Source organism: Anaeromyxobacter dehalogenans 2CP-C (assembly GCF_000013385.1).
GTDB lineage: Bacteria > Myxococcota > Myxococcia > Myxococcales > Anaeromyxobacteraceae > Anaeromyxobacter > Anaeromyxobacter dehalogenans_B.
Genome location: NC_007760.1, coordinates 4,845,621 through 4,872,136, shown reverse-complemented (window position 1 = coordinate 4,872,136; position 26,516 = coordinate 4,845,621). Strand labels below are relative to the sequence as shown.

Sequence of the window (26,516 nt, the reverse complement as noted above, 5' to 3'; positions counted from 1 at the left end):
GTCGCAGCATCCACGCCAAAAAACGAGCGGCCGGCGACCGCCCGCCCGCGCCGGCCCTGCGTCCGGGGGATGCGGCGCGGTCGCGCGGGCGGCGATCCGGATTAGACTGCCCCCGCGATGGCAAGGATCCTGGTGGCCGACGATCACGACGCGCTTCGGGAGGGCATGGTCATCACGCTCGCCCGCCTCGGCCACGACGTCCTGGCGGTGCGGGGCGGCGCCGAGGCGATCGCCGCCTACCGCAAGCGCGCCGCCGACGTGGTGGTCACCGATCTCCGCATGGTGCCGGTGGACGGCATCGAGGTGGTCCGGCGCATCCGCGCCGAGGATCCCGACGCCACCGTGGTGGTGATCTCCGCCCACGGCACCATCGCCACCGCGGTGGACGCGATGCGAGAAGGCGCCATCGACTTCCTCGAGAAGCCGTTCAGCACCGAGGCGCTGCGCGCCCGGGTGGAGAAGGCGGTGGAGATCGCCCGCGAGCGGCGCGGCGCGCAGACCGCCCGGGCCCGCGCCGAGGTGCTCGACCAGGACCGCGTGCGCGAGCGCGAGCCGCACGGCCTGGTGGGCAGCTCCGAGCCGATGCGCCGGGTGCACGACCAGATCCGCAAGGTGGCGCCCACCGACGCGACCGTGCTGGTGCTGGGCGAGTCCGGCACCGGCAAGGAGCTGGTGGCGCGCGCCATCCACGAGGCCAGCCTGCGCCGCGAGAAGCCGTTCGTGTCGATCTCCTGCGCGGCCATCCCGGAGGGCCTGCTCGAGTCGGAGCTGTTCGGCCACGAGCGCGGCGCGTTCACCGGCGCCATCCGCCGCAAGCTCGGGCGCTTCGAGCTGGCGCACGAGGGCACGCTGTTCCTCGACGAGGTGGGCGAGATCCCGCCGTCGGTGCAGGTGAAGCTGCTGCGCGTGCTGCAGGAGCGCTGCTTCGAGCGGGTCGGCGGCGAGGAGACGGTGGAGGTGGACGTGCGGGTGATCTCCGCCACGAACCGCGACCTCACCCGCATGGTGGCGGAGGGGCGCTTCCGCGAGGACCTCTACTACCGGCTGAACGTGGTGCCCATCCAGCTCCCGCCGCTCCGCGAGCGGCCCGGCGACGTGGACGAGCTGGCGCGCGCGTTCCTGGAGCGGCTGGCGCCGCGCATCGGCCGGCCCGTGACGTCGTTCGCGCCCGAGGCGCTCGAGCTGCTGCGGCGCCACCCGTGGCCGGGCAACGTTCGCGAGCTGGAGAACGTGGTCGAGCAGGCGCTGGTGTTCGCCGACGGCGCCGCGGTGCGGCCCGAGGACCTGCCCGAGGGGATCCGGCACGCGCCCGCGCCGGCCGGGCTGCCGGTGCCGAGCGGCGACCGGAGCCTCACCGACATCCTCGAGGACCTGGAGCAGCAGCTCATCCTCGCCGCGTACGAGAAGGCGAAGGGCGTGAAGGCGGAGACGGCGCGGCTGCTCGGCATCAAGCCGTCGGCGCTCTACTACAAGCTCGAGAAGTACGGGATCGTGAAGCAGGGCGAGCGCGGCGAGGAGGGCGGGTGACGGCCGGGCTCGCCTGCGCGCTCTCGGCCGCGCTCGCGCTCCTCGCGGGCGCCCCGCTCGACTGTCCCCCCGGCACCGAGCCGCGCGGCGCGGCGCCGCCGGAGGGCTTCGAGGCGTGGTGCGCCGGCAAGGACGCGTACGGCAACGACCGCCGCGAGGGGCCGGCGCGCACCTGGTACGACGACGGCGCGCCCTGGACCGAGGGCGCGTACCGCGACGGCGAGCGCGACGGCCCGTTCGTCGAGTACCACCGCAACGGCCGGCGGGCCCGCGAGGGCGCCTACGCCCGCGGCGCGAAGCACGGGCGCTGGACCGTCTGGTACGAGTCCGGCCAGGTGGAGGAGACCTCCGGCTGGCGCTTCGGGGCGCAGGACGGCCCGTTCGTGTCGTACTGGCCGGGCGGCGCCCGGAGGGCGGCAGGGCGGCACTGCGGCGGGGCCCAGTGCGGGCGCTGGACCAGCTACGACGAGGCCGGACGCGAGCTGGGCGCGGTGGACTACGGCGAGCAGACGCACGCGCCGTGACCGGGAGGCTCGGTTTTCCGAGGGTCCGCGCCCGGAAATGCGTCCCTTCCGCGGCGGCGCGGGTCGCAAGGGCGCGAAAGCACGCGCACCGTGCGCGGCACGCCGGTTGCTCCACCTGAGCGGCGCACCATGCTCGCAGAACTGACGCTCGTCATCACGCTCGGCACCGCCACGCCCGCCCTGGAGGCGCGCGCCGAGCTGGACGCGATCGCCACCCGCATCGAGCAGCTCAAGATGCGCCACCTGGCGGGCGAGGACGTCGGCCGCGAGCTCGGCCGCCTGCTGGTGCGGGCGCAGGAGCTGGCGGAGGCGATCGACCGGCAGGAGGGGCGCGCCGCGCTCCCGCCCGCCGCGGCGCCCGCCGGCGAGCTGCGCGAGCGCGCCGACGCGCTGCACGACGAGGCGGACCGGGTGGTCCTCGCGATCCGCTCCATCGACCTGCGCATGGGCGAGCTGCGCCGCGCGCTCGCCCAGCCCTCGCACGGCCCCGCCCAGCAGCGCGCGGTCGTGGCCCGCGGCGCGTCCGTGTCGCGGGCGCCGGCGCAGGGCTCGACGTTCGCCGAGGACCACGCCCGGCTGCGCGCGCTCGAGGTCCAGCGCCTGCGCCTCGTGGATCACCTCGCCCGCATCCGCACCGAGGCCGCCGCGCTCGAGGCCGAGGCGGCGGCGCAAGAGCGGTAGCCCTTCGACTCCGGCCGTGCTGACCGCACGGCCTACGCTGAGGGTGACCCTTCGACTCCGGCGAGCCTTCGGGTCGCCTACGCTCAGGGTGAGCGGATGAAGGATCGCTCATCCCGAGCGTAGCGCCGCGCAGCGGCGCGGAGTCGAGGGACCGTCAGGCCGCGCGGAGTCGAGGGACCGTCAGGCCGCGCGGAGTCGAGGGAGGAAGCGGGTGCGGCGCCGAGCTCCTAGCTCGTCCGTCCCGCCGCCCGCCGCGCCGCCGCCTCGGACTCGAGGTAGGCGTCGAAGCCGGCCGACGGGACCGGGAGCGCGAGCCAGGTGGCGACGAGGACGCCGCCGCCGAGCTGGATCGACTGCTCCACGCCCGGGGTGAGCGAGATCTTGCCGCGGGCGGTCACCGCGCGCGAGGGGACCGACAGCTCGTAGTCGAGCGCGATGTCGCCGGTCGGATCGCGCTCCGCCTCGACGCGGAACGTGAGCCGGATCTCGCCGGGGTGAGCGGGATCGTGCAGCACCAGCTCGGCCGCCTTGCCGCGCGGCGCGATGAGGCGCGGGCGCGCCACCACCTCGCCCTGGGCGCCGGTGAGCTCGAGCGCCACGAGCTGCCCGGCGGCGCCGATCTCGCGTTCGGCCTTGAGCTGCTCGACCGCCTGGTGCGTGCGAACGGCTACCTCGGCGGAGGCCCCGCCGAAGAGGAAGGCGCCGGCGAGGAGGAGGGCGAGCCGGGCCAGCTTGTTCGCGCGATCGGGCATGGACGGCCCGTTGTGCAACGGATGTGCCCTCGACGGGGGACAGGGAATTCAACGCCTTGCCGGCTGTTGGTGTCTCGAGCGACACAGCCGATACCGGCTTTCCACGGGCTTCCGCTCGGAAATCCGACGGATGTCCTGTGGCCTGCCCGGCCGGCCGTCACCGCGCCCGCCACACCCCGCCTGCCTCTTCCGCGCGGGACGCCCCCCGCAGCTTCTCCAGCACCGCCAGGCAGCTCCGCGCCGCGACCGGGTGGAGCGGCGCGGGCGTGTCCGCGTACGCGCGCGCGGTGATCTCCGGGAGCGTCCCGCCCGCCGCGAGCGCCGCCACCACCAGCGCCTCGCGCTCGCGCCGGTGGGCGCGGTAGGCCGCGAGCTTCCCCACCGCGTCCGGCGCGGGCGGCCCGTGCGCCGGGTAGATCGTGCGCGGCCCGAGCGCCTCCACCCGGGCGAGCTGCCGCTCGTACTCGGCCATGTCGCCCTCCGGCGGGTCGATCACGATGGTCGAGAGCGTGCTCACGAGGTCGCCGCACACGAGCGCCCCGCTCCGCTCGTCGAGGAACGCGAGGTGCTCGCGCGCGTGGCCGGGCGTCTCCAGCACGCGGAAGCGCCCGCCGTCGCCGATCCGCTCGCCCTCGCGGAGCGGCTCGACCGGCGCGCCGGCGCGCCCCGTCGCGAGCGGGTGCGCCCGCACCGGCAGCCCGTGCCGCGCCGCGAGCGCCGCCACGGCGCCGACGTGATCGGGGTGCGCGTGGGTGAGCCAGATCTCGCGCGGCGGGAGCCCCTCCGCGGCGAGCCCGTCGAGCAGCGCGAACAGCACCGCCTGCTCGGCGGGATCCGGCGCCCCCGGGTCCACCACCGCGAGGCCGCCCTCGGCCGGGAGCAGCCAGGCGTTGGTGTGCGTGGCGGGCGGCAGCGTGGGCGTCCGCAGCGCGGCGAGGAAGAAGCCCTGCTGGAACTCGATGCGGCGGCAGATGGCGCCGTCGCGGTGCGGCGGGTCGCGGAGCGCGGCGAGCGCGGCGGCGTCCACGGGCCCGCGCCGGTCGAGCACGCGGAGCGCGTGCAGGTTGGGCGGGTGCAGCAGCATCTGGCCGCGCCCCCAGGCGCCGAGCGCGTCGGCGGCCGGGACCATGGCGCCGTCGGCGAGCTCGCCCGGCCACACCACCGGCGCCTCGCCGGCCGGGAGCGGCAAGAGGAACATGCGCGCGTCGTAGCGGAGCGGCAGGTGCTCGGGCGTCACCCAGCGGCCCGCCGGCGTGAACGCCGCCGCCTCGAGCGCGAGCCCGTGCGCGGCGAGGAGGTCGCCGAACGCGAGCGCCCCGTCGAGGAGCGCGCGCCGGGCGGCCTCGCGCGCCGCCGCCGGCACCCGCTCGCGCCCGCGCGCCGCGAGCACGCCGGTCTCCTCGAACAGCTCGCGGGCGGCGCAGGCGACCAGGCGCGCCTCCTCGCCCTGCGCGCCCTCCACCGGCACGCGCGCGTCCTCCGGGTCGAGCCGGCCGCCCGGGAACGCGTGCCACCCGCCCGCGAAGCGGAGGTCGCGCCCGCGCCGGACCAGGAACACCTCGCGCCCGCGCGGCCCGTCGCGGTGGAGCACCACCGCCGTCGCCAGCACCGGCTCGGGCGGCGGCGGCGGCGGGGGCAGGCCGGGGAACGTCATCGACATCGCGGGCCCTCCGGCCGCGCGGGGCGCGGCGCGATCAGATCCGGACCAGCTCGTGCTGGATCTTGCCGAACACCTTGGGGCCGTCGGGCGCGAGGAACACGTCGATCTCGCAGCGGACGCCGAGCCCCTCGTCCGGCAGGTAGACGCCCGGCTCGATGGAGAAGGCCAGGCCCGGGACGAGCGTGCGGGTGTCGTGGGTCTCGAGGTCGTCGAGGTTGACGCCGTCGCCGTGCACGTTCGTGCCGATCGAGTGGCCGGTGCGGTGCACGAAGCGCTCGCCGTAGCCCTTCGACCAGATGAAGTCGCGCACCGCGCGGTCCACCTCCCAGCCCTGCAGCGTGCGCCCGTCGCGGAACGCCTGCTCCACGGTGGCGAGCCCGACGTCGCGCGCGCCGGAGACCACCTCGAACACCTCCTGCACCTTGGCCGGCGGCTTCTCCCCGCAGTAGCCGACCCAGGTGATGTCCGCGTAGACGTCGCGCGGGCCGGTGCCGCGGGCCCACAGGTCGATGAGCACGAGGTCGCCGCGCTCGATGGGCGTGGGGGTGGCCTCGGAGGGCACGTAGTGCGGGTCGCCGGCGTGGCCGTTCACCGCCACGATGGGCGGGTGGTCGGTCTCGAGGCCCGCGGCGGCGAAGCGCTCCATCAGGAAGCGCTGCACCTCGGTCTCCAGGATCCGCTCGCCCTTCCGCTGCGCGGCGCCGATGCGCTGGAACGCCTCGTCCTTGGCCGCGTCGATGGCGGCGAGCGCGCGGCGGTGGCTCTCCACCTGCGCGTCGTCCCAGCGGCACAGGAAGCGCTGCACCAGCTCGGCGGAGCTCACCACCTCGACGCCGTAGCCGCGCACCAGCTCGAGCGTGCCGCCGTCCACCCGCGACAGGTACGGGATGGCGCCCTCCGGGCAGTACTCCATGGCGACGCGCGCCCGCGGCCCGAGCCCGCCCAGGAGCGCGCTCAGCTCGCCGCGGAGCGACTGCCACGACGAGTAGCCGCGCCGCGCCCCGGGCACGTGGCGCGGGAACGAGCCCAGCTCGATCTGGTGGACGAGCGCCACCGGCTCGCCGGCGCGCGGCACGAGGTAGAACCAGCGCCGGGTGAGCATGTGGCCGGCGAGGTCGAGCGCGCTCACCGCGGTGGGGTTCTGGCCGTGGAAGTCGTAGAGGAGCCAGCCGTCGAGCCTCGACTCGGCCAGCGCGCGCTGCAGGGCGGGGATGTCCATGCGGTTCTCCTGCGCGGTGGCGACCGCGCTACACCGGGACGCGGTAGCGCTGCGCGGGGCCGCGGTCCGACGGGTGGGTGATCTCGTGCAGGCGGATCGAGTTGGTCTGGCCGGGCAGGCCGAGCGGCGAGCCGTGGACCAGCACCACCCGGTCGCCCGGCTTCACCAGCCGCTCCTCGAGCAGCCGGTCGGAGACGATCTCCGCCATCAGGTCGGCGTTCTTCACCGGCTCCATGACCTTGGGGAGCACCCCCCAGTACAGCGCCAGGCGCCGGCGGATGGACTGGTCGGGGGAGAACGCGACGATGGGCACGCGCGGGCGGAAGTGCGCGAGCAGCCGCGCCGTCTCGCCGCGCAGCGTGAAGCAGCAGATCGCCACCGCGCCGGCGGCCTCGGCCGCCTCGCACGCGGCGGAGGCCGTCACCAGGTTGAACGGGGCCGGGCGCGCCGGCGGCGGGATGCGCGCGTGGAGCGCGGCCGGCGTGCCCGCCTCGGCCTCGCGCACGATCCGGTCCATCATCTGCACCGCCGCGAGCGGGAACCGGCCGCTGGCGGTCTCGCCGGACAGCATCACCGCGTCGGCGCCGTCCCAGATCCCGTTCGCGACGTCGGAGGCCTCGGCGCGGGTGGGGCGCGGGTGCTCGATCATCGAGTTCAGCATCTGCGTGGCGATGATCACCGGCTTGCCCGAGGCGTTCGCCTTCGAGCAGATCTCCTTCTGCAGCAGCGGCACCCGCTCCGGCAGGATCTCCACGCCGAGGTCGCCGCGGGCCACCATCACGCCGTCGGCCGCCGCGATGATGGCGTCGAGGTTGTCGATGGCCTCGGGCTTCTCGATCTTCGCGATGATGGGCACCACCCGGCCGGCGCGCTCCATCTCGTCCCGGCAGAGCGCGATGTCCTCGGGCGTGCGCACGAACGAGAGCGCCACGTAGTCCACGCCGTGCGAGATGCCGAACGCCACGTCGGCGCGGTCCTTCTCGGACAGCGCCTCGGCGCGCAGCGCCACGCCGGGCAGGTTGATGCCCTTGTGCTCGCCCAGCCAGCCGCCCTCCACCACCTCGGTGCGCACGCGCACGCCGTCGGTGGCGAGCACGCGGAACTCGAGCAGGCCGTCGTCCACGAGCAGGCGGTCGCCGGCGCGCACGTCCTCGGCGAGGTGCGGGTAGGTCGTGGAGACGAGGTGGGCGTCGCCGGGCAGCTCGCCCTCGGTGGTGATGACGAGCTCCTGCCCGGCCTCGACCTGCACGCCCGCCTTCCCGGCCTTCAGCGGGCCGGTGCGGATCTTCGGGCCCTGCAGGTCCTGCAGCACGGCCACCGCCTTGCCGAGGTGGCGCGAGGCGGCGCGGATCTTGTCGAGCATCCGCGCGTGGTCCTCGTGACGGCCGTGGGAGAAGTTCAGGCGGGCGACGTCCACCCCCTGCTCGAGGAGCCTGGCGAGCACGTCCGGCTCGCCGGACGCGGGTCCGAGGGTGGCGACGATCTTGGCGCGGCGCATGGAAGGAGTGTTTTAACGCCAGGCCGCGAACTGCGTCCACGATCCCGCTTGCCCGGCGCAGGTGCCGCGGCGGTGCCACGACAGCACGTGCACCACGTTCCAGGGCTCGGCGCGGAGCCCCACGTACACCTGGGCCCTCCGCCCGGCGGCCAGCGTCACCACGGGTATGGACTGCGTCACGCGCAGCATGTCGGCGTCGTACACCATGCCGCACTTCGCCGGCTCGGACTCGGTCCAGTTCGGGCGCACCTCGAAGAAGGGGATGTCCTCGGTGCCGATGAACGGGCCGAGCAGCGCGGGCACGCCCGGCATGCCGTCCGCGAGCGTGTAGGCGGACTCGCCGGCGAGGAACTCGTAGCTCCGCGCCGTCTCGCCGCTCGCGATCCGGAGCGCGGGGATGGTGAGCGGCTCGCGCAACGGGCCGGTGCCGCGCGGGTCCACGTTCATCTCCACCGTCACCGTCAGCCCGGCCAGCCGCGGGGGGAAGGCGAGGTCGGGCACCGCCGCGGGATCGAGCGAGAACGTGACCGACTCGAGCGTGCGGGCGCCGTTCTCGTCCTCCACCACCGCCGGGCCCACCCGCAGCGTGGTGGGCGACGGGAGGCTGGCCGGGCCGGTCACCACGATGAAGCCGGCGCTGGAGAGCGCGTCCACCAGCGAGGCGCCGTCCGGGCCCTCCGCGCGGAGGCGGAACGGCGTGGTCTCGACGTCGCGGGTGGCGCAGCCGCCGAGCGCCGCCAGCGCGAGCGCCGCCGCGAGGGCGGCCCGCCGCCCGTGCCCGCCGTGCCGTCCGCTAGAGCGCATAGCCGACCCGCAGCCTCCACTGGCCCATGCCCGACCGGTGCGGCCGGGCGAGGAGGTAGCCCTCGGCGCCGACCACGAAGCGCCCGAGCACCCGCTCGACGCCGAGGCCGATCTCCTCCTCGCGCTGCCACGCGTCGGCGCCCTCGACGTTGCGGCTCATCGTGCGGACCCCCAGCCGCGCGTACGGGCTGAGCAGGTCGAAGGTGGCGCCGAGCAGGATCTCGCCGCGCACGGTGGTGAACGTCACCACCTCGGCCGGCTTGGAGATGAACACCTGGCCGCCGGTGGCCTGGACGGTGAGGCGCAGGTCCTCCTCGGCGATGGGCGAGAAGCGCAGGCCGCCCTGCAGCTCGCGCTGGCCGCCGAACCCCTTCTCGTAGAGCGGCATGGCGTCGATGCGGAGCACGAGGTCGAGCGCCGCGCCGAGGCCGACGCCGAGGCCGACGCCGCTCCGCAGCCAGCCCACGTCGGCGGAGACCATGGCCTTGGCGCGGGGCAGCGGCCCGAGCGCGAGCGAGCGCAGCGGCTCGTCGGGCTCGAAGTCGTCGTCCTTCGCCGCGGCCGGCGCCGCGAGCGCGGCGCAGGGGAGCGCGAGCAGCAGGGCGATGAGGGAGAGCGGGCGCACGTCCGCCCGAAGGTTGGCACACTCGGCGGGGCCGGCGCAGCGGGCGTCCGCACTCCCTGTGGGGTTCGGCTACCTGGCGCGGGACGCTCCCGCGAGGTAGCGTCCGCGGTCCGCATGAAGCTGCCGCAGGCGTTCTACGCGCGCGACACGCGCACCGTGGCGAGGGCGCTGCTCGGGAAGGTGCTGGTGCACCTCGACGGCGGGGTGCGTCGCGCCGCGCGCATCGTCGAGACCGAGGCCTACCACGGGCCCGACGACCGGGCCTCGCACGCCCGCGCCGGCCCCACGCCGCGCGCCGCCATCATGTTCGGCCCGCCCGGCCGCGCGTACGTGTACCTCATCTACGGAACGTCCCACTGCATGAACGTGGTGACCGGGCCGGAGGGGTTCCCGTCGGCGGTGCTGATCCGCGCGGCCGAGCCGATCGAGGGATGCCTGCACTCCACCCGCGGGCCCGGGAACCTGTGCCGCGCGCTCGCCATCCGGCGCGAGCACGACAACGGCCGCGACCTGTGGGGCGAGGAGCTCTTCATCGAGGACGCGCCGGCGCCGCGGGAGGCGGTGGTGACCGGGCCGCGCGTGAACGTGGGCTACGCCGGCCCCTGGGCCGCGCGGCCCTGGCGCTTCGCGCTGCGCGGCAGCGCCTGGGTGAGCCGCCCGGCGCCGGCGGGGGCCCGCGCCGCTAGGGCGCCCGCTCCGGCGCCGCGTCCGCGCCGCCCGCGCGGAAGCGGCCCTTGAGCAGCCGGCCGTCGCGCGCGTCCAGCACCACGCGCGCGAAGTCGCGCGGGCCCGCGACGTCCACGTGCCAGCGCGCGGCGGGCTCGTCGAGGTACGCGTGCTTCACGGTGTCCACCTGGAGCCTGCGCTCGCGCGCCACGCGGAACGCCGTCTCGATCGCCTGGTCGCGGCCCAGGTAGCCGGGGCGCGGCGCGGGCGGGGGCGCCGCCTCCGGCGGGGCGGGCGGCGGAGGCGGCTGCCGCTGGGGCTGCTGCTGCGGGGGCGGCGCGGGCTCGGCCTCCGACGGCGCGGGCGGCGCCGGCGGCGGAGGTGGCGAGGCCTCGGGCGGCGCCTCGCCCTCCGGCGCAGGGGGCGGCGCGTTCTCCGGCGGCTGGCTGTACGTGACGCACCCCGCGAGGAACAGGAGTGCGGCGGCGGCGAGTGCTCTCATCGGCGCGAACTTATGCTATCTCGCCGCCGTGCTCCACCTCGCCGGCCAGGACAGCCGCACGCTGGCGCGCCGGGCCGGCATCTCCCTCGAGGACGCGCGCCGGATCACCGGCGCGGTGATCGGGCGCGGCGCCCCGCTGCGCGACGCGCGGAACGTCCGCCGCTCGGTGCTCGACGAGGTGGACGCGCTCGCCACGCCGGGCGAGCTGCGCCTGCTCGAGTCGGTGGACGCGAAGGACGGCTTCCGTAAGTACCTGTTCGAGCTGCCCGACGGCCTGCGGGTCGAGACGGTGCGGATCCCGCTCTACGACACGCACCACGTGGTGTGCCTCTCCTCGCAGGCGGGCTGCGCGCTCGGCTGCGCGTTCTGCGCCACCGCGAAGCTCGGCCTCGATCGCTCGCTGCGGTCCTGGGAGATGGTCTCGCAGCTCCTCGCGGTGCGGGCGGACTCGGAGCGGCCCATCACCGGCGTGGTGTTCATGGGGCAGGGCGAGCCGTTCCTGAACTACGACGAGGTGCTGGCCGCCGCCTACGCGCTCTGCGATCCGGCCGGCGCGCGCATCGACGCGCGGCGCATCTCCATCTCCACCGCCGGCGTGGTCCCCATGATCCGCCGCTACACCGCCGAGGGGCACAAGTTCCGCCTGTGCATCTCGCTCAACGCCGCCATGCCCTGGAAGCGGCGCGCGCTCATGCCGGTGGAGCAGGGCTTCCCGCTCGACGAGCTGGTCGAGGCGATCCGCGAGCACGCGGCGCTGCGCGGCCGGGTGACGCTCGAGTACGTGATGATCTCGGGCGTGAACGTGGGCGAGGAGGACGCGGCGGCGCTGGGCCGGCTGCTCGCCGGGATCCCGGTGCGCCTCAACCCCATCGCGGTGAACGACGCGTCCGGCCGGTACCGCCCGCCGGACGAGGACGAGTGGAACGCGTTCCGCGACGCGCTCGCCCGCGAGCTGCCCGGCACGCCCGTCGTCCGCCGCTACTCCGGCGGCCAGGACGAGCACGCCGCCTGCGGGATGCTGGCGTCGCGGCGGCGCGGCGACTGATCGTCAGCCGACGCCGATCACGCTCACGATCGCGCGCGTCACCAGGAAGATGACGCCGGCGACGATCGCCGCGGCCGGGATCGTGAAGATCCAGGCCCAGATGATCCGGCCGGCCACGCCCCAGCGCACCGCGCGCGTGCCCTTGGTCGAGCCCACGCCCACGATGGCGCCGGTGATGGTGTGGGTGGTGGAGACCGGGATGCCGAAGTGGGCGAGCGCGAGGATGGTCACGCCGCCGCCGGTCTCGGCGCAGAAGCCGCCGATGGGCTGCAGCTTGGTGAGGTTGTGGCCCATGGTCCGGACGATGCGCCAGCCGCCGAACATGGTCCCGAGGCCGATGGCCGCGTGGCAGGAGAGCACCACCCAGAACGGCACCGGGAAGTGGCCCGGGGTCATGGCGGCGCGGTCCGCCCAGATGGTGCCGTAGAGGATGACGGAGATGATGCCCATCACCTTCTGCGCGTCGTTCGTGCCGTGGCTGTAGCTGAAGATGGCGGCCGAGACGAGCTGGAGGCGGCGGAACCAGCGATCCACGCGCGCGGGCGTGTTCTTCCGCACCACCCACGCGGTCGCCACCATCATCGCCGAGCCGAGCACCATGCCGATGAGCGGCGAGAGCACGATGAACGCGGCGATCTTGAGGATGCCGGAGGGGATGAGGCCGGCGAACCCGAGCGGCGGCAGGCTGGCGCCGATCATGCCGCCGGCGAGCGCGTGCGAGGACGACGAGGGCAGCCCCCACCACCACGTCAGCAGGTTCCAGACGATCGCGCCCATGAGCGCGGCGAACACCACCATGAGCACGAGCGAGATCCCGCCCGCCTTGAGCTGCTCGAAGTGGACGATCCCCTTGCCCATGGTGGCGGCCACCTTCAGCTCCGCGCCCCACAGCACCGGCATGGCGGAGATGAAGTTGAAGAACGCCGCCCAGCCCACCGCGACGAGCGGCGAGAGCACCCGGGTCGAGACCACGGTCGCGATGGAGTTCGCGGCGTCGTGGAACCCGTTGATGAAGTCGAAGGCGAGCGCGACCAGGACGAGGAGGATGACGAGGATGAGCATGGCGGCGGACCGGGGCGCGGCGGGGAGGGAAGGGATCGTCTAGGCGTGCTCCAGCACCACGCCCTCGATCACGTTCGCCACGTCCTCGGCCCGGTCGGTCGCGGTCTCGATGAGATCGATGATCTCCTTCCACTTGATGACCGTGAGCGGGTCGTTCCCGCGCTTGAACAGCTTCGCCATGGTGGTCCGGGTGAGGTGATCGGCCTGGTTCTCGAGGACGTTCATCTCCTTGCAGGCCTCGAGGATGGTCTCCGGGTCCTTCTTCATGTTCCGGAGCCCCTTCACCGCCTCCTCCATCTTGAGGGCCTGGGCCACCAGCACGGCGGCGAGGTCGCGCGCCTCGGGGAGCACCTGGTCGATGTCGTAGAGGCCGAGGCGCTCGGCGGCCGCGTCGGCGAGGTCGAGCACGTCGTCGATGCGGGAGAGCAGCCGGTGGATCTCGGCCCGGTCGAACGGGGTGATGAACTGCGTGTGGAGCCGGGCGAAGGCGCGGTGGGTGATGTCGTCGGCCTTGTGCTCTACGTCCTTGATCGCCTGGCACTTTCTCGGGACGTCGGTGAAGTCCTCGAGCAGCTGCTTCAGGAGCTTCGCCCCCTCCACCACGGTCGCCGCCTGCGCCTCGAAGTCGGAGAAGAAGTCGTCCGACTTCGGCATCAGCTTCTCGAGCATCGTCATCGAGGGTCTCCCTGGGAGGGCAAGCGCGCGCACCATACCGATTCCGGCGGGGCAGTCAAACGACTCTGAACGCGCCGGATTCCACTGTCAGAGCGGGTCCATCTGGGGGTCAGGCGCCCGCCGCGGACCGACTTTCCTTCGCTCCGTCCCGGGTTTGTGGGACATTCCGCCACCTGCGAGGCTTGCCCACCTTCCCTGGTGGCGGCCATATTCCCCCTCCTGCGAGGGACGGCCGGGCAACCGGCCTCCCGCGGGCTGGAACGTCAACGGCACCCACGGGAAGGACCCGGGCACCGCATGCGGTTCGGCGCGAAGATCGGGCTCGTGCTCCTGGCGGTCGGGGTCCTCCCGGTCGCGCTGCTCGGGCTCGTCTCGTACACGGTGAGCCGCGACGAGCTGCAGCGCACCGTCGGCCGGATGCAGGTCCAGGCGGCCGAGGACCTGGCGCTGTTCACCGAGCGGTTCGTCGGGAACTCGGTGGAGAGCCTGCGCCTCGCGGTCTCGGCCATGCCGTTCGACGAGTTCTCGCGCGGCGAGCTGTCGGCCGTGCTCGACATCCCGTACCGGCAGCTCCCGTTCGTCTCGATCCTGGTGCTGGTGGACGACGCGAACACGCCGGTGGCCGGGCCGGTGTTCGAGCGGCGGCCGGAGCGCGACCCGGCGCTGGCCGGCCGCGAGCCGGTGGACGACCGCGACCTCGACCGCTTCGCCCGGCAGATCCCGCGCGCGCCCGCCAAGGCCGGCGCGACCACGATCTCGGCCCCGTACCGCGGCGAGCGCGGCCCGGCCCGCATCGCGGTGGCGCTCCGCATCGGCAAGGACCGCACGCTCGCGGCGGAGATCCTGCTCCGCGACGTGGAGCACCGCATCGCCGAGCTGTCCGGCGCCGGCGGGCTCGCGTACCTGGTGGACGGCCACGGCGAGCTCATCGCCGGGGTGCAGGCCGGGCCGCTCACCACCGAGGAGCGCCGGCTCTCCGAGGTCGGCTTCGGGAAGGGCCTCGCCTGGTCGCGGCTGGTGCGGCGGCAGGACGGCGAGCGCTGGCTGTCCGCGTTCGCGCCGCTCGGCTCGCTGGGCTGGGGCGCGGTGGTGGCCCAGCCCATGGCGGTCGCGTTCAGCGCGGCGGAGCGGCTGCGCTTCTACACGGTGGGCTGGTCCGGGGTGGCGCTCGTGCTGGCGCTGCTCGTCGGCGCGTTCCTGGCGCGGATGGTGACGCGGCCGGTGCAGCGGCTCTCGCGCGCCGCCGCCGCGATCGCGGCCGGCGACTACTCGGCCCCGGTGTCGGAGAAGGGCCGCGACGAGATCGCCGAGCTGGGGCGCGCCTTCGCCCGCATGACCGGGGAGCTGCGCCGGCGCGACGAGGAGATCCGCGGCTGGAACCGCGAGCTGCAGTCGCGCGTCGAGGAGCGCACCGCCGAGCTGAAGACCGCGCAGGACCAGATCCTGCGCACCCGCCGCCTGGCCGCGCTCGGATCCCTGGGGGCGGGCCTCGCGCACGAACTCAACAACCCCATGACCGCGATCGTGGGCTACCTCGCCATCCTGAAGCGCGAGCTGCCGGCGGGCAGCGCGCATGCGGAGATGATCGGGCGGGCCCAGGAGCAGACCGCGCGCGTCGCGCGGGTGGTGGAGGACCTGCGCAGCTTCGCCGACCAGGAGCGGTCCATGCAGGGCCGGCGCTTCTCGCTGGTGGGCCCGGTCCGCGCCGCGCTCGCGCTCTACGAGGACCGCCTCCGCGCCGCCGGCATCGAGCTCACCACCCGCTTCGACGAGCGGCTCCCCGACGCGCAGGGCGACCCGGTGCAGATCCAGCAGGTGGTGGCGCACCTGGTGGAGAACGCCATCAACGCCATGCCGCGCGGCGGCTCGCTGGAGGTCTCGCTCGGCACGGTGGACGGCGAGGCGCTGCGGCTCCGCATCGCCGACACCGGCAAGGGCATCCCGGTCACCATCCGGGAGCGGATCTTCGACCCGTTCTTCACCACCAAGGAGCACCCGGGCCGCGTCGGCCTGGGCCTGTCGGTGTCGCACAGCATCGTGGAGGCCCACCACGGGCGGATCGTGGTGGAGAGCGAGGAGGGGGCGGGGGCGGCCATCACGGTGCTGCTCCCGGCGGCCACGGCCGCGCACCTCGCCTGACGGAGCGCGCATGAAGAGGAAGCACGAGGATCCGCCCGGACTGGCGCTGCTCGACGCCGAGCTGCTCGCGCCCGCGCTGCTGCACGAGCTGCGGCAGCCGCTCATGGGCGCGGACGCGGCGGCCACGCTGCTCGAGCGCGCCGCCGGCCCGGCGCTGGCGCAGCAGGAGGCGTGGCGGATCCTGCGCGGCCAGCTCGCGCGCATGGGCGAGGTGGTGAACGGCTACGACGAGCTGTTCCGCGCCGGCGACGCCGAGCCGGTGCGCTTCGCGGTGGCGCCGGTGGTCGCGCGGGCGGTGGACCTGCTCGCGCTCCGCGTGCGCCCGCTCGGATCGCGCTTCGCGTTCACCCCCGCGGCGCGCCTGCCCGACGGCTTCGGGGCGCCCGGCGCGCTGGTGCACGCGGCGACGAACCTCATCGCCAACGCGCTCGACGCGGTGCATGGTGTCCCCCCGGGGCGGGTGGAGGTGCGGGTGCTCGAGGCGGCCGGCGACGGGATCGAGGTGCGCGTGTCGGACGCGGGCACGGGCATCCCGGCCGAGATCCGCGCGCACGTCTTCGAGCCGCGCTTCACCACCAAGCCGCCGGGGCACGGCACCGGCCTCGGGCTCCACATCTCGCGCCGGCTCATGAGCCGCTTCGGCGGCGCGGTGACGCTGGTGGACGCCGACGACCCGGCCCGGCTCCCCTGGGCGGTGACCGAGTTCTGCATCTCCATCCCGGCCGCGCCGGCGGAGGCGAGGCCGTGATCCGCGCGGCGCGCCTGGCCGCCTGGCTGGCGCTCGCCGCCGGGATGGCCGCGGCCATCGCGGGCGCGTTCCTGTCCGCGCGCCGGCACGCGGCGGCGCCGCCGGTCGAGGCCGAGCTCGCGGCGACGCCGGCGAGCCCGGCGGTCCTCACGGTCGCGGCGCCCTCGACGCCGGCCCCTTCGCCCGCGCCGGCCGCCGCCGCGCGCCGCCCCCCGCGGCCGGCCCCGGCCCCGGCCGCCCGCGCCGCCACCCCGGCGTCCGCCGCCGCGCCCGCGCCGGCCGCTGCTCCCGCGGCGGCCTCCGCGCCGTCCGCCGCCCCGGCCTCGGGGGCCGCCGCCGCGCCGGCGGCCGCGCCCCCGGCCGCGACCGCCGAGGCGTTCCGGGCCAAGGCGCGCCCGTCCGCCGAGGTGGCGCCGGGCGTCCTCGCGCGCGCCGCCGCGCGCCGCGCCCAGGAGCGGCCCGAGCCCGCCCCCGCGCCGGAGTGCCGTCCCGGCGCCGGGCCCGCGCCCGCCGGCCGCTGCCCGCCCGCCGCGGCCGGGCCGGCCACGATCGAGTCGCTCGAGATGGACTGGAATGCACCGCCGCCGCCGCCCTAGCCCCACCCGCGCCCTCGCGGCCATGGCGGTGCTGGCGGCGCTCGCGCCGGCCGGCGCCCCCGCGCTCGACGAGCCGGCGCCCGGCTCCGGGGGCGCGCTGCGCATCGTGGCCGATCCGCCGCGCCTGCTGCTCGGGCGGGACGGCGCGGCCGAGCTGCGCATCCACGCGCCCGCCGAGGTGGAGGAGCTCTCCCTGTCCACCAACGCCGGCCGGGTGGAGGGGCTCCGGCGCCTCGCCGGCGGCGGCTTCGCGGCGCGCTACCGCCCGCCCGCCGAGCGCTACCCGCAGGTCGCCATCGTGGCGGCCACCGGCCGGACCGCGCGCGGGCCGGTGGACGGGTGGGTGGCGCTGCCGCTCTCCGGGCAGGGCGACGCGCGGGTGCGCTCGAAGCCCGGCGAGGAGATCGTGCTGCGCATCGGCGACCGGACGTTCGGGCCGCGGCGCGCCGGGCCGGACGGGCTGGCGGTCATCCCGGTGGTGGTCCCGCCCGGCGTCCGCGAGGCGCACCACGGCTTCCGCCCGGTGGACCTGCACGTCCCGGAGACCTCGCTCGTGCACGCGGTGGCGGACCACGTCGCGGTGCACGCCGACCAGGCGGAGCACGTGCGCGTGCTCGCGTACGTGGTCGCGCCGCACGGGGCGGCGCGCCGCGGCGACGTGCCGGCGTTCGAGGCCTCGCGCGGCAGCGTGAGCGCGGTGGCGCGCGAGCCCGGCGCGTTCGAGGCGATCTGGACCCTGCCGCCGGGCGCGGTGGGCGAGGACCGGCTGGTGGTGCGCCTCCCCGGCTCGCCCGCGTCGCGCGCGGTGATCCGGCTCGACGCGATCGCCGGGCCGCCGGCCACGGTGGCGGTGGCGTTCGACCGCGAGGCGGTGGTGGCCGGCTCGGTCGAGGAGGTGGGCGTCACCGCCCGCGTGCTCGACGCCGCCGGCAACGCGGTGGACGCGCCGGTGGAGCTGGCGGCCCAGGGCGGCACGCTCTCCGCCCCGGCGCCGGCCGGCGTGGGCGCGGTCGCGGCGCGGCTGCGGGTCCGCCCCGGCTTCGGCGGCCGCGGCGAGGTGGTCATCACCGCCCGCGCGCCGGCCGCCGGGATCACGGGCTCGCGCGCGCTGCCGCTCCAGCCCGGCCCGCCCGCGCAGGCGCGCTTCTCGCCTCAGGACGCGGTGCTGCTCGCCGACGGCGGCCACGACGCGGCGCTCCGGGTGACGGTGCTCGATCGCTTCGACAACCCGGTGCGCGCGGTGCCGGCCGTCTCGGCGCGGCGCGGGTCGATCCTGGGCGTGGAGCCGGACGGCGCGGGAAGCTGGCGGGTGCGCTACCGCGCGCCGGCCGTCCCGGCCCGGACCGGCGAGACCGTGCTCGCCCAGGTGGGCCAGGCGCGGGCCACCGCCGAGCTCCTGCTGGTCCCGCCCCACGGGCCGGCGATCCACCCCACCGCGGGCGTCCTGTGGGACCTGCGCGGGCGCTTCACTGCCGCGAGCGCGGGGCTCGCGACGGAGCTGCCGGTCCGGGGCGTGTTGCCCCCCACGTACGTCCTCGCCTGGCGCCTGGAGGCCGGCGCGCTCGGCTTCGGCGATCACCGCGACCTCGCCGTCCCCGGCAGCCGGGGCGAGGCGGTGATGGTGCGGGCGGACGCGCCGGCGCGGGGGCTGACGCTCCTCGGCGGCGCCACGGTGCGGCGCGAGCTGCGCCGCGGGCCGGAGCTGTGGGGGAGCCTGGCCGCGGGCGCGCTGCTCGCCCGCGTCGATCCCGACGGTGCCCCCGCCGACTCCGGCACCGCCCCCGCGCTCCGCGCCACCCTGGGCGTGGGCTGGCCGTTCCGCTTCGCGACCCCATTCTTGGAGGCGTCGCTGCTGGCCGCCGGGCGCTCGCCGCTCGGCGCGCTCGCGGCGGCGGGCCTCTCGGCCGGGGTCCGCTTCGATCTCCCGGAGGCGACATGGCGACGATCCTCATCGTCGACGACGAGCCCGTGATCCTCGACGTGTTCCGGCGGTTCCTCGAGGGCGAGGGGCGCACCCTGCTCCTGGCCGGCTCGGCGCGCGAGGCGCTGGCCCGCGCGGCGGAGCCCGGCGACATCGACGTGGCGCTGGTGGACAAGAACCTGGGCGACGGCTCGGGCCTCGACGTCGCCCGGCAGCTCAAGGCGGCCAAGCCCGACGTCGAGGTCATCCTCGTCACCGGCTACGCCTCCCTCGACTCCGCCATCCAGGCGGTGCAGATCGGCGCGTTCGACTACGTGACGAAGCCGGTCTCCGACTACGACGCGCTCAACCTCAAGGTGGAGAACGCGGTCGAGAAGGTGCGGATGAAGCGCTCGCAGCGCGAGCTGGTGGCGCGGCTGGTGGAGAGCGAGGCGCTGCACCGCGGCGTGTTCGAGACCTCCTCCGACGCCATCCTGCTGGTGGACGCGGAGTCGGGCCGGCTGGAGGACGCGAACCCGGCCGCCGAGCGGCTCTACGGCCGCGACCGCGACGCGCTCCGCGACCTGCGCTACGCCGACCTGCTCGAGGAGGAAGGGGGCGAGGGCGGCCCGGCCGCCGGGATCCACGCCGCCCCGGGGCGGCACCGGCGCGCCGACGGGACCGCCTTCCCGGTGGAGGTGACGGTGGACGCGCTGCGCCTGCACGACCGCGGGCTGCGGGTGGTGTCGGTGCGCGACATGTCGGAGCGCGAGCGGGCCGAGGCGGAGCGCCGCGAGCTCGAGCAGAACCTGCGCCAGGCGCAGAAGATGGAGGCGGTGGGCCGGCTCGCCGGCGGCGTCGCCCACGACTTCTCCAACGTGCTCGCGGTGGTGCTCGGCTACTCCGAGCTGCTGGTCCGCGACCTCCCCGCCACCGACCCGCGCCTGCGCGAGTGCGCCGACGGGATCATCGAGGCGGCGCACCGCGCGGTGGGCGTCACCCGGCAGCTCCTCACGCTCTCGCGCAAGAAGCTGCTCCGGCCGGAGGTGCTGTCGCTCAACAAGGTGGTGCAGGACCTGGGCAAGCTCCTCGGCCGCGCCATCGGAGAGCGGATCGAGGTCACCACCGCGCTGCAGGAGCACCCGTGGCCGGTGCTCGCCGACGCCGACCAGCTGGCGCAGGTGCTGCTCAACCTGGCGGTGAACGCGCGCGACGCGATGCCGGACGGCGGGCCGCTCCACATCGCCACCGCGAACGTCGAGGTCCCGCAGGCGCTGCGCGAGCTCTCGCTGCCGGCCGGGCGCTACGTGACGCTCACGGTGCGCGACTCCGGCGTCGGCATGACCGAGGACGTGCGCGCGCGCATCTTCGAGCCGTTCTTCACCACCAAGGAGACCGGCACCGGGCTCGGGCTCGCCACCGTCTACGGCATCGTGCGGCAGGCCGGCGGCGCCATCCGGGTGGAGTCGCGCCCGGGCGCGGGCACGTCGTTCACCGTGTACCTGCCGGCCGCCGACGAGGCGGCGGCGCGGGTGGCGGTCTCGGTGCCGGCCGCGGCGCCGCGCGGGCTGGGCGAGACGGTGGTGCTCGCCGAGGACGAGGACGCGCTCCGGACGCTGCTCGGGCGCGTGCTCTCCGGCAGCGGCTACCAGGTCGTCTCCGGCCGGAACGGCGCCGAGGCGCTGGAGGCGGCGCGCGCCCGCGGCGGCCGCGTGGACGTGCTGCTCACCGACCTCGTCATGCCGCGCATGACCGGCGCGGAGCTGGCCGAGGCGCTCTCGCCGGGGCAGCCCGGGATGAAGGTGCTGTTCATGACCGGCCACACCGACGACGTGCTGGTGCAGGACCGGCTGGTGGACGGCGACGTGGAGCTCATCCAGAAGCCGTTCACCAGCGAGGCGCTGCTCGCGCACCTGCGCCGGCTGCTCGGGCCGCCGCGCGTGGCGGCGTGACCCTTCGACTCCGGACGGACCTCCGGTCCGTCCTACGCTCAGGGTGAGCGGAGAGTCGCGCTCATCCCGAGCGTAGCGCGGCCGCGAGGCCGCGCGGAGTCGAGGGACGCTCAGGGTGACCCTTCGACTCCGGACGGACCTCCGGTCCGTCCTACGCTCAGGGTGAGCGGAACGCGCTCATCCCGAGCGTAGCGCGGCCGCCAGGCCGCGCGGAGTCGAGGGAGCGGAGTCGAGGGAGCGGCCTTCGGACTACAACCCCGCCGGCTCCCCGTCCGGCGTGACGCCGCGGCGGCTCGCGCGCAGGCGGTAGCTGCGGCCCAGCGGCCGGTGCATCGGGTGGCCGCTCCGCGAGCGCATCTTCTCCAGCTCGCGCTTCACCAGCCGCTTCAGCCGCTCGGCGGCGTCGAGCAGGGCGGTGTGCAGGTCGTCCTGCACGCTCTCGACGTGCAGCGTCCGCGCGCCGGGCATCCGGAAGGAGAGCCGGCACTCCTGGTCCACGCCGCCCTTCTTCCGCCGCGCGTCGCCGAGGTGGACCGACAGCTCCGACGCGGAGTCGTCCTGGAGCCGGGCGAGCGGACGGGTCACGTGCTTGCGGAGGAACGCGCCCAGGTCGGGCGGGAGGGTGAGGTGATGGGAGTGGATGACGAGCTTCATGCCCTTCACGATGGGGCGCGCCGAGTGGGAGGGCACGCCGCCCGGTGGGCGGCGGGGATATGCTCGCCCGCCCCCGCGGCCGGCGCGCCGGCGGGGCACCGGGAGCGACCATGACCGAGCGGCTCTACCTCGACGATCCGGACCGGCTCACCTTCGAGGCGCGCGTGGTGGGCGTGCGCACGCTGGCCGGGCGTCCCGCCGTCGTGCTCGATCGCACCGCGTTCTACCCGGAGGGCGGCGGCCAGCCGGCGGACCGCGGGCGGCTCGGCGGCGCCGCGGTGGTGGACGTGCAGGAGGTGGACGGCGAGGTCCTGCACGCGCTCGAGGGCGCGCCGCCGGACGCCGGCGCGCCGGTGCCGGGCGAGGTGGACGCGGTCCGCCGCCGCGACCACCTCCAGCAGCACCACGGCCAGCACCTGCTCTCGGCCGCGTTCGAGGCCACCGCCGGCGCGCACACCGTCTCGTTCCACCTGGGCGCCGAGACCTGCACCATCGACCTCGACGCGGCGCCGGCCAGCCTGGGCGAGGAGCGGCTGCGCGCCGCCGAGGCGCGCGCGAACGACCTCGTGTTCCGCGACCTGCCGGTGACCGCGCGTGACTTCGCGCCGGCCGAGCTGGCCGCGCTGCCGCTGCGGAAGGCGCCGGAGAAGGGGGCGCGGATCGTGGTGGTGGGCGACCCCGCCCGCGGCGAGGTGGTGGACGCGTCGCCCTGCGGCGGCACGCACCCGCGCCGCACCGGCGCGGTGGGCGCGATCGCGGTGCTCGGGGCGCAGCGGTGGGGCGGCGGCACGCGCGTCGAGTTCGTGTGCGGCGCGCGGGCGGTGCGGGCGCTCGCCGAGGCCCGCGGGCGGCTCGCCGCCGCGGCCGCCTCGCTCCGCTGCGCGCCGGCGGAGGTGCCGGCTGCGACCGCGCGGCTCGCCGCCGAGTCGGCGCAGCGCCGCAAGGACCTCGACCGGCTCGCCGCCGCGCTCGCCGAGGGCGAGGCGGACCGGCTCGCGACGGCGCAGCCCGCCGGCGCGGTGCGCGCGGTGCTGGCGCCGCCCGCGCCGGGCGCGGCCGGTTACCTGCGCGCGGTGGCCTCGGGGCTGGCCGCGCGCGGCCGGGCGGCGTTCCTGGGCGCGGTGGAGGACGGGCGCGCGCACCTCGCGTTCGCGCGGCCGCGCGAGGCCGGGCCGGGCGCCCCGGGCGCGGTGCGCCTCGACATGGGCGCGCGGGTCCGCGAGGCGGCGGCGCGCCTGGGCGGCAAGGGCGGCGGCGCGCCGGACCTGGCGCAGGGCAGCGGCCCGGACGCGGCGGCGCTGGAGGAGGCGCTCGCGGCCGCAGCTCACGGTGCGTGAAGCGTCACCAGCGTCGCGCCCCAGCCGCCCGCGTCCTCGCCGGCGGGGCGGAACCCCTTCACCCGCGGGTCGCGCGCCAGCAGCGCCTCCACCGTGCGCCGCAGCGCCCCGATGCCCTTGCCGTGCACGATGCGCAGCTCGGTCAGCCCCGCCTCGCGGCAGGCGCCGATCCACTCCGGCACGAGCGTGCCCACCTCGGCGGGCCCGAACGCGTGCAGGTCGAGCGTGCCGTCGAGGGGGAGCGGCACCGGCTCCGGGAACGGGTCGTCGCGGTCGGACGGGGGATCGGGCGCTCGGGCCATGCGGACGGATGATACTGTCCGGCGATGCGCCGCGCCTCCCCGCCCGCCCTCGCCGCCCTGCTGGCCGCCGCGCTCCTCGCGGCGCCGGCGCGCGCCGCGGGCCCGCACCCGCTGCGCGGCGACGACCGCACCGACCTCGCGGTGACCGGCGCGGCCGCGGGCGTCTGGCTGCTGGGCGAGGTGCTGAAGCCGGAGCTGGCGCCGTCCGTGTGCCGCTTCTGCAAGGCGAACGCGCTCGACGTCTGGGCGCGCGACCGGCTGGTGCTCTCCGACGCCACGCTCGCCGCCCGCGGCTCGGACGTGCTCGCCTTCGCGCTCATGCCGGCCGCCGTCACCGCCCACCAGCTCCTCGCGGCGCGGGTCGCCGGCGACGGCGGGGAGGGCTGGCGCGACCTGCTCTACGTGGCCGAGGCGGCCTCGCTCTCGATGGCCGTGAACCAGGTGGTGAAGCTGGCGGTGGGGCGCCAGCGCCCGTTCGTCCGGTACGGGAACTGGGCCCCGGGGAGCCGCGAGGGCGACCCCGACGACAACCTGTCCTTCTACTCGGGCCACTCGGCGCTGGCGTTCTCGATCGCCTCCGCCGCCGGCACCGTCTCGACGCTGCGCGGGTACGGCAGCGCGCCGTGGGTCTGGGCGGTGGGGATGACGCTCGCCACCGGCGTCGGCTACCTGCGCATGGCCGGCGACAAGCACTGGCTCACCGACGTGGTGGTCGGCGCCGCGGTCGGCGGCGGGGTGGGCGCGGCGGTGCCGCTGCTCCTGCACGGCCGCGAGGATCGGCCGGCACCGGGCGGCGGCGCCTCGCCCGCGGGCGCGCGCGTCGTCCCGCTGCCCATGGGCGTGCTCGTGGTGTGGTGAGGCGCGGCTGCGCCGCGCGGAGAAGCCGTCAGGACGCGTCGGCCCGGCGTGCGCCGAGCCGCCGCGCCAAGAGCGCCCGGATCGTCTCCAGCTCGAACGGCTTGGGATCGAACGGGGCGTGCCGCCCCGCCCCGCCGGCAGAGCCGTCGGGGCCCCACCCCGGCTGCGCGGGGCCCTGACCTCGCGCGCCCGCATGCGCGGGCACGCGCGAGGTCCCCGCGGGCGCGGCTGCGCCGCGCGGAGAAGCCGTCAGGACGCGTCGGCCCGGCGTGCGCCGAGCCGCCGCGCCAAGAGCGCCCGGATCGTCTCCAGCTCGAACGGCTTCTCCACGCACTCCACCGGCTCCTGCTCGAGGAAGGTGCGGGCGGCGGGCGTGAAGGCGCCGCCGGTGAGGAAGACGACGCGGCGGGCCAGCTCCGGCGCGCGCTCGCGCAGCGCGCGGTACAGCTCCATCCCGGTCATCTCCGGCATGAGCAGGTCCGAGAGGACGAGGTCGAACCGCTCCCCCGCCGCGACCCGCGCCAGCGCGGCGCGCGCGCTCGGGGCGACCGTCACCTCGTGCTCGCCCTGCAGCGTCCGCTGGATGACCGTCCCCACCAGCGGCTCGTCGTCCACGACCAGGATCCGCCCCCGCACCCGCGCGGCCGGCGCGGCGCCCGGCCTCGCCGCGCCGGCGCCGTCCGGCCCGGACGCGGGCAGGATGACGCGGAACGCGGTGCCGCGGCCGAGCGCGCTCTCCACCTGGATCTCGCCGCCCATGGCCGAGACGATGCTCTGGCAGATCGAGAGCCCGAGCCCGGTGCCCACGCCCGGCGGCTTGGTGGTGAAGAACGGGTCGAAGATGCGGGGCAGGTGCTCCGGCGCGATGCCGGAGCCGCTGTCGGCCACCTCCACCGCCACCCGGTCGCCGGTCAGCGCGCGGGCGGAGACCCGGATCTGGTGCTCGTCGGCGTGGCCGTCCGGGATCGCCTGCGCGGCGTTCACGAGCAGGTTGAGGAACACCTGGCCGAGCCGCGCCTCGCAGCCCTGGACCGGCGGCACGTCGGCCACGTCGCGGACCAGCCGGGCCCGGTGCCGGATCTCGTTCCAGGCCACGCTCACGCAGGAGTCGAGCAGCGGCGGGAGCGACACCGGGCCGGCGCGGTCCTCGTCCGGCCGCGAGAACGTCTTCAGGTCGCGGACGATGACCCGCATCCGCTCCGCGCCGTCGCGCGCGTCGTGGACGGCGTCGAGGAGCGCGTTCGCGAGGTCCGGCTCGCGCGGGCTCCGCGCGGTGGCGAGGCGCGGCGCGAGCACCGTGAGCTGCTCGTCCACGTAGGAGAGGTTCGCGACCACGTAGGCGAGCGGGTTGTTCAGCTCGTGCGCCACGCCGGCGGCGAGCGTGCCCACCGACACCATCCGGTCGGCGAGCGCGAGGCGCGCGTGGAGCTGCTTGCGCTCGCTCACGTCGCGCAGCGCGACGAGGTGCCGGCCCGGCTGGATGTTCGGGACGCCGGTGAACTCGACCGAGCGCCGGAGCCCGCCGGCGTGCACCACCTCGGCCGCGCCGCTCACCCGCTCGCCCCGGAGCACGTCGGCGAGCGCCGGGACGCCCGGGCGCGGCGGCTCCGCGGCGAGCTCCGCCAGGCTGCGCCCGACCAGGCCGGCCCGCCCGCCGCCGAGCAGCGCGAGCGCGGCCGCGTTCGCGTCGCGGATCCGCCCCGACGCGTCCACGCACAGCATCGCGTCGAGCGCGGCGTCGAACACCGCGCGCATCTGCCGCTCGCGCTCCAGCACCTCGGCCTCGGCGAGGTCGCGCGCCAGGGCCGCCGCGAGCACGCCGGCGCTCGTCTCCAGGAACCGGAGCTCGTCGGCGTGGAAGATCCGCGGGTGCCGCACGTAGGCGCCGATCACGCCGAGCGGGCGCTCGCGCCCGGGCAGCGCCACCTCGGCGGAGGCCTCGACGCCGGGGAGGTCGAGCAGCGGCCGCCCGCCGCCGGGGCCGCCGGTGATTCGCGCGCCCGTGCCCGGCGGCGCGCCGGCCACCCGCGCGTCCGCGGCGCCGGGCGGGAGCCCCGCCGCGGCGCGCACCACCAGGTCGCCGGCCGGCTCCTCCGGCTCGAGGAAGGCGGTCGCGTCCGCGCCCAGCGCGTCGCGCGCGATGGCGCACGCGGCCTGGAGCAACGGCCCGGTCCCCTCGGCGTTCATGGCGAGCTCGGCGAGCGCGGCGACCGCCGCGTCGAGCGGCGCGCGCCCGCGAGACTCGCCCGCATCCGCAGGGACGGAACAACCTCCCCGGATCAGCTCGCGAACGTCGCCTCGCCCACTCATCGCAGCAGCAACCTCTCGGGGACGGCTCACCTGGGTGGCCATATACCCCGAACCCGCAGAACCCGTAAGGGTCCGTGGGTACGGCGGGGTGCGATGCGGGGGCGCGCGCTCAGGCCGGGCCGAGCAGCTCCAGCACGCGCTCGGGCGGCCGGGCCAGCACCGCGCGCGCGCCGGCCACCAGGATCGGCCGCTCCAGCATGCGCGGATGGGCGGCGAGCGCCTCGACCAGCTCGGCCTCCGGCGTGCGGTCCGACAGGCGCAGCACCTGGTACTCGTCCTCGTCGCGGCGGGCCACCGCGCGCGCGGGCAGGCCGAGCGCGCGGAGCAGCGCCGAGACCTCCTCCGTGGACGGGGGCTCCTCCAGCGGCCGCCGCAGCGCCGGCTCCACCCCGCGCTCGCGCAGCAGCGTGAGCGCGCGGCGGCTCGCCGGGCAGCGCGGATCGAACCAGAGGACGTACTCGCCGGACATCGCGCCGCCGA

Annotated in this window: 25 protein-coding genes; 12 read left to right on the top strand and 13 right to left on the bottom strand. The window is 76.4% G+C overall.

Translation table 11 applies throughout. The features are described from left to right. Window positions 1-117: 117 nt before the first annotated feature. From ADEH_RS21905 to ADEH_RS21895, 3 genes are all read left to right on the top strand, one after another. Window positions 118-1,527 carry a sigma-54-dependent transcriptional regulator gene (locus tag ADEH_RS21905; RefSeq protein WP_011423286.1) on the top strand — a complete coding sequence of 470 codons (1,410 nt, stop codon included), beginning with the start codon at window positions 118-120 and terminating at the stop codon, window positions 1,525-1,527. Continuing rightward, window positions 1,524-2,051 (top strand): toxin-antitoxin system YwqK family antitoxin, encoded by a 528-nt coding sequence (locus ADEH_RS21900; protein WP_011423285.1) that lies wholly within the window; start codon window positions 1,524-1,526, stop codon window positions 2,049-2,051. The genes ADEH_RS21905 and ADEH_RS21900 overlap by 4 nt, the downstream gene beginning before the upstream one ends. Window positions 2,052-2,180: 129 nt before the next feature. Continuing rightward, window positions 2,181-2,732 carry a hypothetical protein gene (locus ADEH_RS21895; RefSeq protein ID WP_011423284.1) on the top strand — a complete coding sequence of 184 codons (552 nt, stop codon included), beginning with the start codon at window positions 2,181-2,183 and terminating at the stop codon, window positions 2,730-2,732. Between the two features lie 227 nt (window positions 2,733-2,959). Here the strand turns inward: ADEH_RS21895 and ADEH_RS21890 are convergent, their stop codons facing one another. The 6 genes from ADEH_RS21890 to ADEH_RS21865 all read right to left on the bottom strand — a co-directional run bounded on the left by ADEH_RS21890 (window position 2,960) and on the right by ADEH_RS21865 (window position 9,290). Next, a complete protein-coding gene (locus tag ADEH_RS21890; protein ID WP_232287376.1) occupies window positions 2,960-3,484 on the bottom strand; it encodes a hypothetical protein in 525 nt (174 codons plus the stop codon). A gap of 157 nt (window positions 3,485-3,641) precedes the next feature. After that, on the bottom strand, window positions 3,642-5,144 hold the full coding sequence (locus ADEH_RS21885; RefSeq protein ID WP_011423282.1) for an MBL fold metallo-hydrolase: 1,503 nt from the start codon (window positions 5,142-5,144) through the stop codon (window positions 3,642-3,644). Between the two features lie 34 nt (window positions 5,145-5,178). After that, a complete protein-coding gene (locus ADEH_RS21880) occupies window positions 5,179-6,363 on the bottom strand; it encodes a M24 family metallopeptidase (RefSeq protein ID WP_011423281.1) in 1,185 nt (394 codons plus the stop codon). Window positions 6,364-6,391: 28 nt separating this feature from the next. Beyond that, window positions 6,392-7,861 (bottom strand): pyruvate kinase, encoded by a 1,470-nt coding sequence (gene pyk, locus ADEH_RS21875; RefSeq protein ID WP_011423280.1) that lies wholly within the window; start codon window positions 7,859-7,861, stop codon window positions 6,392-6,394. 12 nt (window positions 7,862-7,873) lie between these two features. After that, window positions 7,874-8,665 (bottom strand): hypothetical protein, encoded by a 792-nt coding sequence (locus ADEH_RS21870; protein ID WP_011423279.1) that lies wholly within the window; start codon window positions 8,663-8,665, stop codon window positions 7,874-7,876. Further along, window positions 8,655-9,290: a hypothetical protein gene (locus tag ADEH_RS21865; protein WP_011423278.1), complete on the bottom strand. Its 636-nt coding sequence runs from the start codon at window positions 9,288-9,290 to the stop codon at window positions 8,655-8,657. Before ADEH_RS21865 ends, ADEH_RS21870 begins: the two co-directional genes overlap by 11 nt. Before the next feature lie 114 nt (window positions 9,291-9,404). On the opposite strand from ADEH_RS21865, the gene ADEH_RS21860 reads away from it, so the two are divergent. Next, on the top strand, window positions 9,405-10,028 hold the full coding sequence (locus ADEH_RS21860) for a DNA-3-methyladenine glycosylase (protein ID WP_011423277.1): 624 nt from the start codon (window positions 9,405-9,407) through the stop codon (window positions 10,026-10,028). On the opposite strand, the gene ADEH_RS21855 is transcribed toward ADEH_RS21860, so the two are convergent. Then, complete coding sequence (locus tag ADEH_RS21855; RefSeq protein ID WP_011423276.1) at window positions 9,973-10,458, bottom strand: hypothetical protein; 486 nt, start codon at window positions 10,456-10,458, stop codon at window positions 9,973-9,975. The two genes, ADEH_RS21860 and ADEH_RS21855, sit on opposite strands and share 56 nt — an antisense overlap. A gap of 28 nt (window positions 10,459-10,486) precedes the next feature. Here ADEH_RS21855 and ADEH_RS21850 point away from each other — a divergent pair, with 28 nt between their 5' ends. Next, complete coding sequence (locus tag ADEH_RS21850) at window positions 10,487-11,503, top strand: radical SAM protein (RefSeq protein ID WP_041453769.1); 1,017 nt, start codon at window positions 10,487-10,489, stop codon at window positions 11,501-11,503. Between the two features lie 3 nt (window positions 11,504-11,506). On the opposite strand, the gene ADEH_RS21845 is transcribed toward ADEH_RS21850, so the two are convergent. Both ADEH_RS21845 and ADEH_RS21840 read right to left on the bottom strand, forming a co-directional pair. Beyond that, complete coding sequence (locus ADEH_RS21845; RefSeq protein ID WP_011423274.1) at window positions 11,507-12,565, bottom strand: inorganic phosphate transporter; 1,059 nt, start codon at window positions 12,563-12,565, stop codon at window positions 11,507-11,509. A gap of 39 nt (window positions 12,566-12,604) precedes the next feature. Then, window positions 12,605-13,240 (bottom strand): DUF47 domain-containing protein, encoded by a 636-nt coding sequence (locus tag ADEH_RS21840; RefSeq protein WP_011423273.1) that lies wholly within the window; start codon window positions 13,238-13,240, stop codon window positions 12,605-12,607. 297 nt (window positions 13,241-13,537) lie between these two features. Between ADEH_RS21840 and ADEH_RS21835 the strand changes: the two genes are divergently transcribed. Genes ADEH_RS21835 through ADEH_RS21815 form a run of 5 tightly spaced genes read left to right on the top strand, consistent with a single transcriptional unit; the run spans window position 13,538 to window position 20,575 of the window. After that, window positions 13,538-15,379 (top strand): sensor histidine kinase, encoded by a 1,842-nt coding sequence (locus ADEH_RS21835; RefSeq protein ID WP_011423272.1) that lies wholly within the window; start codon window positions 13,538-13,540, stop codon window positions 15,377-15,379. A 10-nt stretch (window positions 15,380-15,389) separates the two neighbouring features. After that, on the top strand, window positions 15,390-16,127 hold the full coding sequence (locus ADEH_RS21830; RefSeq protein ID WP_011423271.1) for a sensor histidine kinase: 738 nt from the start codon (window positions 15,390-15,392) through the stop codon (window positions 16,125-16,127). Next, window positions 16,124-16,723, top strand: a complete 600-nt coding sequence (locus ADEH_RS21825; RefSeq protein WP_011423270.1) for a hypothetical protein — start codon at window positions 16,124-16,126, stop codon at window positions 16,721-16,723. Before ADEH_RS21830 ends, ADEH_RS21825 begins: the two co-directional genes overlap by 4 nt. After that, window positions 16,701-18,695 carry a hypothetical protein gene (locus tag ADEH_RS21820; RefSeq protein WP_011423269.1) on the top strand — a complete coding sequence of 665 codons (1,995 nt, stop codon included), beginning with the start codon at window positions 16,701-16,703 and terminating at the stop codon, window positions 18,693-18,695. The genes ADEH_RS21825 and ADEH_RS21820 overlap by 23 nt, the downstream gene beginning before the upstream one ends. Continuing rightward, window positions 18,659-20,575: a hybrid sensor histidine kinase/response regulator gene (locus ADEH_RS21815; protein ID WP_081436948.1), complete on the top strand. Its 1,917-nt coding sequence runs from the start codon at window positions 18,659-18,661 to the stop codon at window positions 20,573-20,575. Before ADEH_RS21820 ends, ADEH_RS21815 begins: the two co-directional genes overlap by 37 nt. Before the next feature lie 249 nt (window positions 20,576-20,824). On the opposite strand, the gene ADEH_RS21810 is transcribed toward ADEH_RS21815, so the two are convergent. Next, window positions 20,825-21,265 (bottom strand): HPF/RaiA family ribosome-associated protein, encoded by a 441-nt coding sequence (locus ADEH_RS21810; RefSeq protein WP_232287375.1) that lies wholly within the window; start codon window positions 21,263-21,265, stop codon window positions 20,825-20,827. A 74-nt stretch (window positions 21,266-21,339) separates the two neighbouring features. Here ADEH_RS21810 and ADEH_RS21805 point away from each other — a divergent pair, with 74 nt between their 5' ends. Then, entirely contained in the window at window positions 21,340-22,566 is a 1,227-nt protein-coding gene (locus tag ADEH_RS21805) for an alanyl-tRNA editing protein (protein WP_011423266.1), read from the top strand. Here the strand turns inward: ADEH_RS21805 and ADEH_RS21800 are convergent. Further along, the gene (locus ADEH_RS21800) at window positions 22,554-22,868 is read right to left on the bottom strand and encodes a Smr/MutS family protein (RefSeq protein WP_041453767.1); all 315 of its coding nucleotides are present in this window, start codon (window positions 22,866-22,868) and stop codon (window positions 22,554-22,556) included. The genes ADEH_RS21805 and ADEH_RS21800 overlap by 13 nt on opposite strands. A gap of 24 nt (window positions 22,869-22,892) precedes the next feature. On the opposite strand from ADEH_RS21800, the gene ADEH_RS21795 reads away from it, so the two are divergent. Continuing rightward, a complete protein-coding gene (locus tag ADEH_RS21795) occupies window positions 22,893-23,726 on the top strand; it encodes a phosphatase PAP2 family protein (RefSeq protein ID WP_011423264.1) in 834 nt (277 codons plus the stop codon). 249 nt (window positions 23,727-23,975) lie between these two features. Here ADEH_RS21795 and ADEH_RS21790 read toward each other — a convergent pair whose 3' ends face one another. Next, the gene (locus tag ADEH_RS21790) at window positions 23,976-26,036 is read right to left on the bottom strand and encodes a hybrid sensor histidine kinase/response regulator (protein WP_011423263.1); all 2,061 of its coding nucleotides are present in this window, start codon (window positions 26,034-26,036) and stop codon (window positions 23,976-23,978) included. Window positions 26,037-26,145: 109 nt separating this feature from the next. Then, window positions 26,146-26,505, bottom strand: a complete 360-nt coding sequence (locus ADEH_RS21785) for an ArsC/Spx/MgsR family protein (protein WP_041453766.1) — start codon at window positions 26,503-26,505, stop codon at window positions 26,146-26,148. Window positions 26,506-26,516: the final 11 nt, after the last annotated feature.

Bases quoted from the DNA above. Each gene is read 5' to 3' on its own strand.
- ADEH_RS21905 (WP_011423286.1), top strand. From the start codon at position 118: ATGGCAAGGATCCTGGTGGCCGACGATCACGACGCGCTTCGGGAGGGC.
- ADEH_RS21895 (WP_011423284.1), top strand. From the start codon at position 2,181: ATGCTCGCAGAACTGACGCTCGTCATCACGCTCGGCACCGCCACGCCC.
- ADEH_RS21890 (WP_232287376.1), bottom strand. From the start codon at position 3,484: ATGCCCGATCGCGCGAACAAGCTGGCCCGGCTCGCCCTCCTCCTCGCC.
- ADEH_RS21885 (WP_011423282.1), bottom strand. From the start codon at position 5,144: ATGTCGATGACGTTCCCCGGCCTGCCCCCGCCGCCGCCGCCGCCCGAG.
- ADEH_RS21880 (WP_011423281.1), bottom strand. From the start codon at position 6,363: ATGGACATCCCCGCCCTGCAGCGCGCGCTGGCCGAGTCGAGGCTCGAC.
- pyk (WP_011423280.1), bottom strand. From the start codon at position 7,861: ATGCGCCGCGCCAAGATCGTCGCCACCCTCGGACCCGCGTCCGGCGAG.
- ADEH_RS21870 (WP_011423279.1), bottom strand. From the start codon at position 8,665: ATGCGCTCTAGCGGACGGCACGGCGGGCACGGGCGGCGGGCCGCCCTC.
- ADEH_RS21860 (WP_011423277.1), top strand. From the start codon at position 9,405: ATGAAGCTGCCGCAGGCGTTCTACGCGCGCGACACGCGCACCGTGGCG.
- ADEH_RS21855 (WP_011423276.1), bottom strand. From the start codon at position 10,458: ATGAGAGCACTCGCCGCCGCCGCACTCCTGTTCCTCGCGGGGTGCGTC.
- ADEH_RS21845 (WP_011423274.1), bottom strand. From the start codon at position 12,565: ATGCTCATCCTCGTCATCCTCCTCGTCCTGGTCGCGCTCGCCTTCGAC.
- ADEH_RS21840 (WP_011423273.1), bottom strand. From the start codon at position 13,240: ATGACGATGCTCGAGAAGCTGATGCCGAAGTCGGACGACTTCTTCTCC.
- ADEH_RS21835 (WP_011423272.1), top strand. From the start codon at position 13,538: ATGCGGTTCGGCGCGAAGATCGGGCTCGTGCTCCTGGCGGTCGGGGTC.
- ADEH_RS21830 (WP_011423271.1), top strand. From the start codon at position 15,390: ATGAAGAGGAAGCACGAGGATCCGCCCGGACTGGCGCTGCTCGACGCC.
- ADEH_RS21820 (WP_011423269.1), top strand. From the start codon at position 16,701: ATGCACCGCCGCCGCCGCCCTAGCCCCACCCGCGCCCTCGCGGCCATG.
- ADEH_RS21815 (WP_081436948.1), top strand. From the start codon at position 18,659: ATGGCGACGATCCTCATCGTCGACGACGAGCCCGTGATCCTCGACGTG.
- ADEH_RS21805 (WP_011423266.1), top strand. From the start codon at position 21,340: ATGACCGAGCGGCTCTACCTCGACGATCCGGACCGGCTCACCTTCGAG.
- ADEH_RS21800 (WP_041453767.1), bottom strand. From the start codon at position 22,868: ATGGCCCGAGCGCCCGATCCCCCGTCCGACCGCGACGACCCGTTCCCG.
- ADEH_RS21795 (WP_011423264.1), top strand. From the start codon at position 22,893: ATGCGCCGCGCCTCCCCGCCCGCCCTCGCCGCCCTGCTGGCCGCCGCG.
- ADEH_RS21790 (WP_011423263.1), bottom strand. From the start codon at position 26,036: ATGAGTGGGCGAGGCGACGTTCGCGAGCTGATCCGGGGAGGTTGTTCC.
- ADEH_RS21785 (WP_041453766.1), bottom strand. From the start codon at position 26,505: ATGTCCGGCGAGTACGTCCTCTGGTTCGATCCGCGCTGCCCGGCGAGC.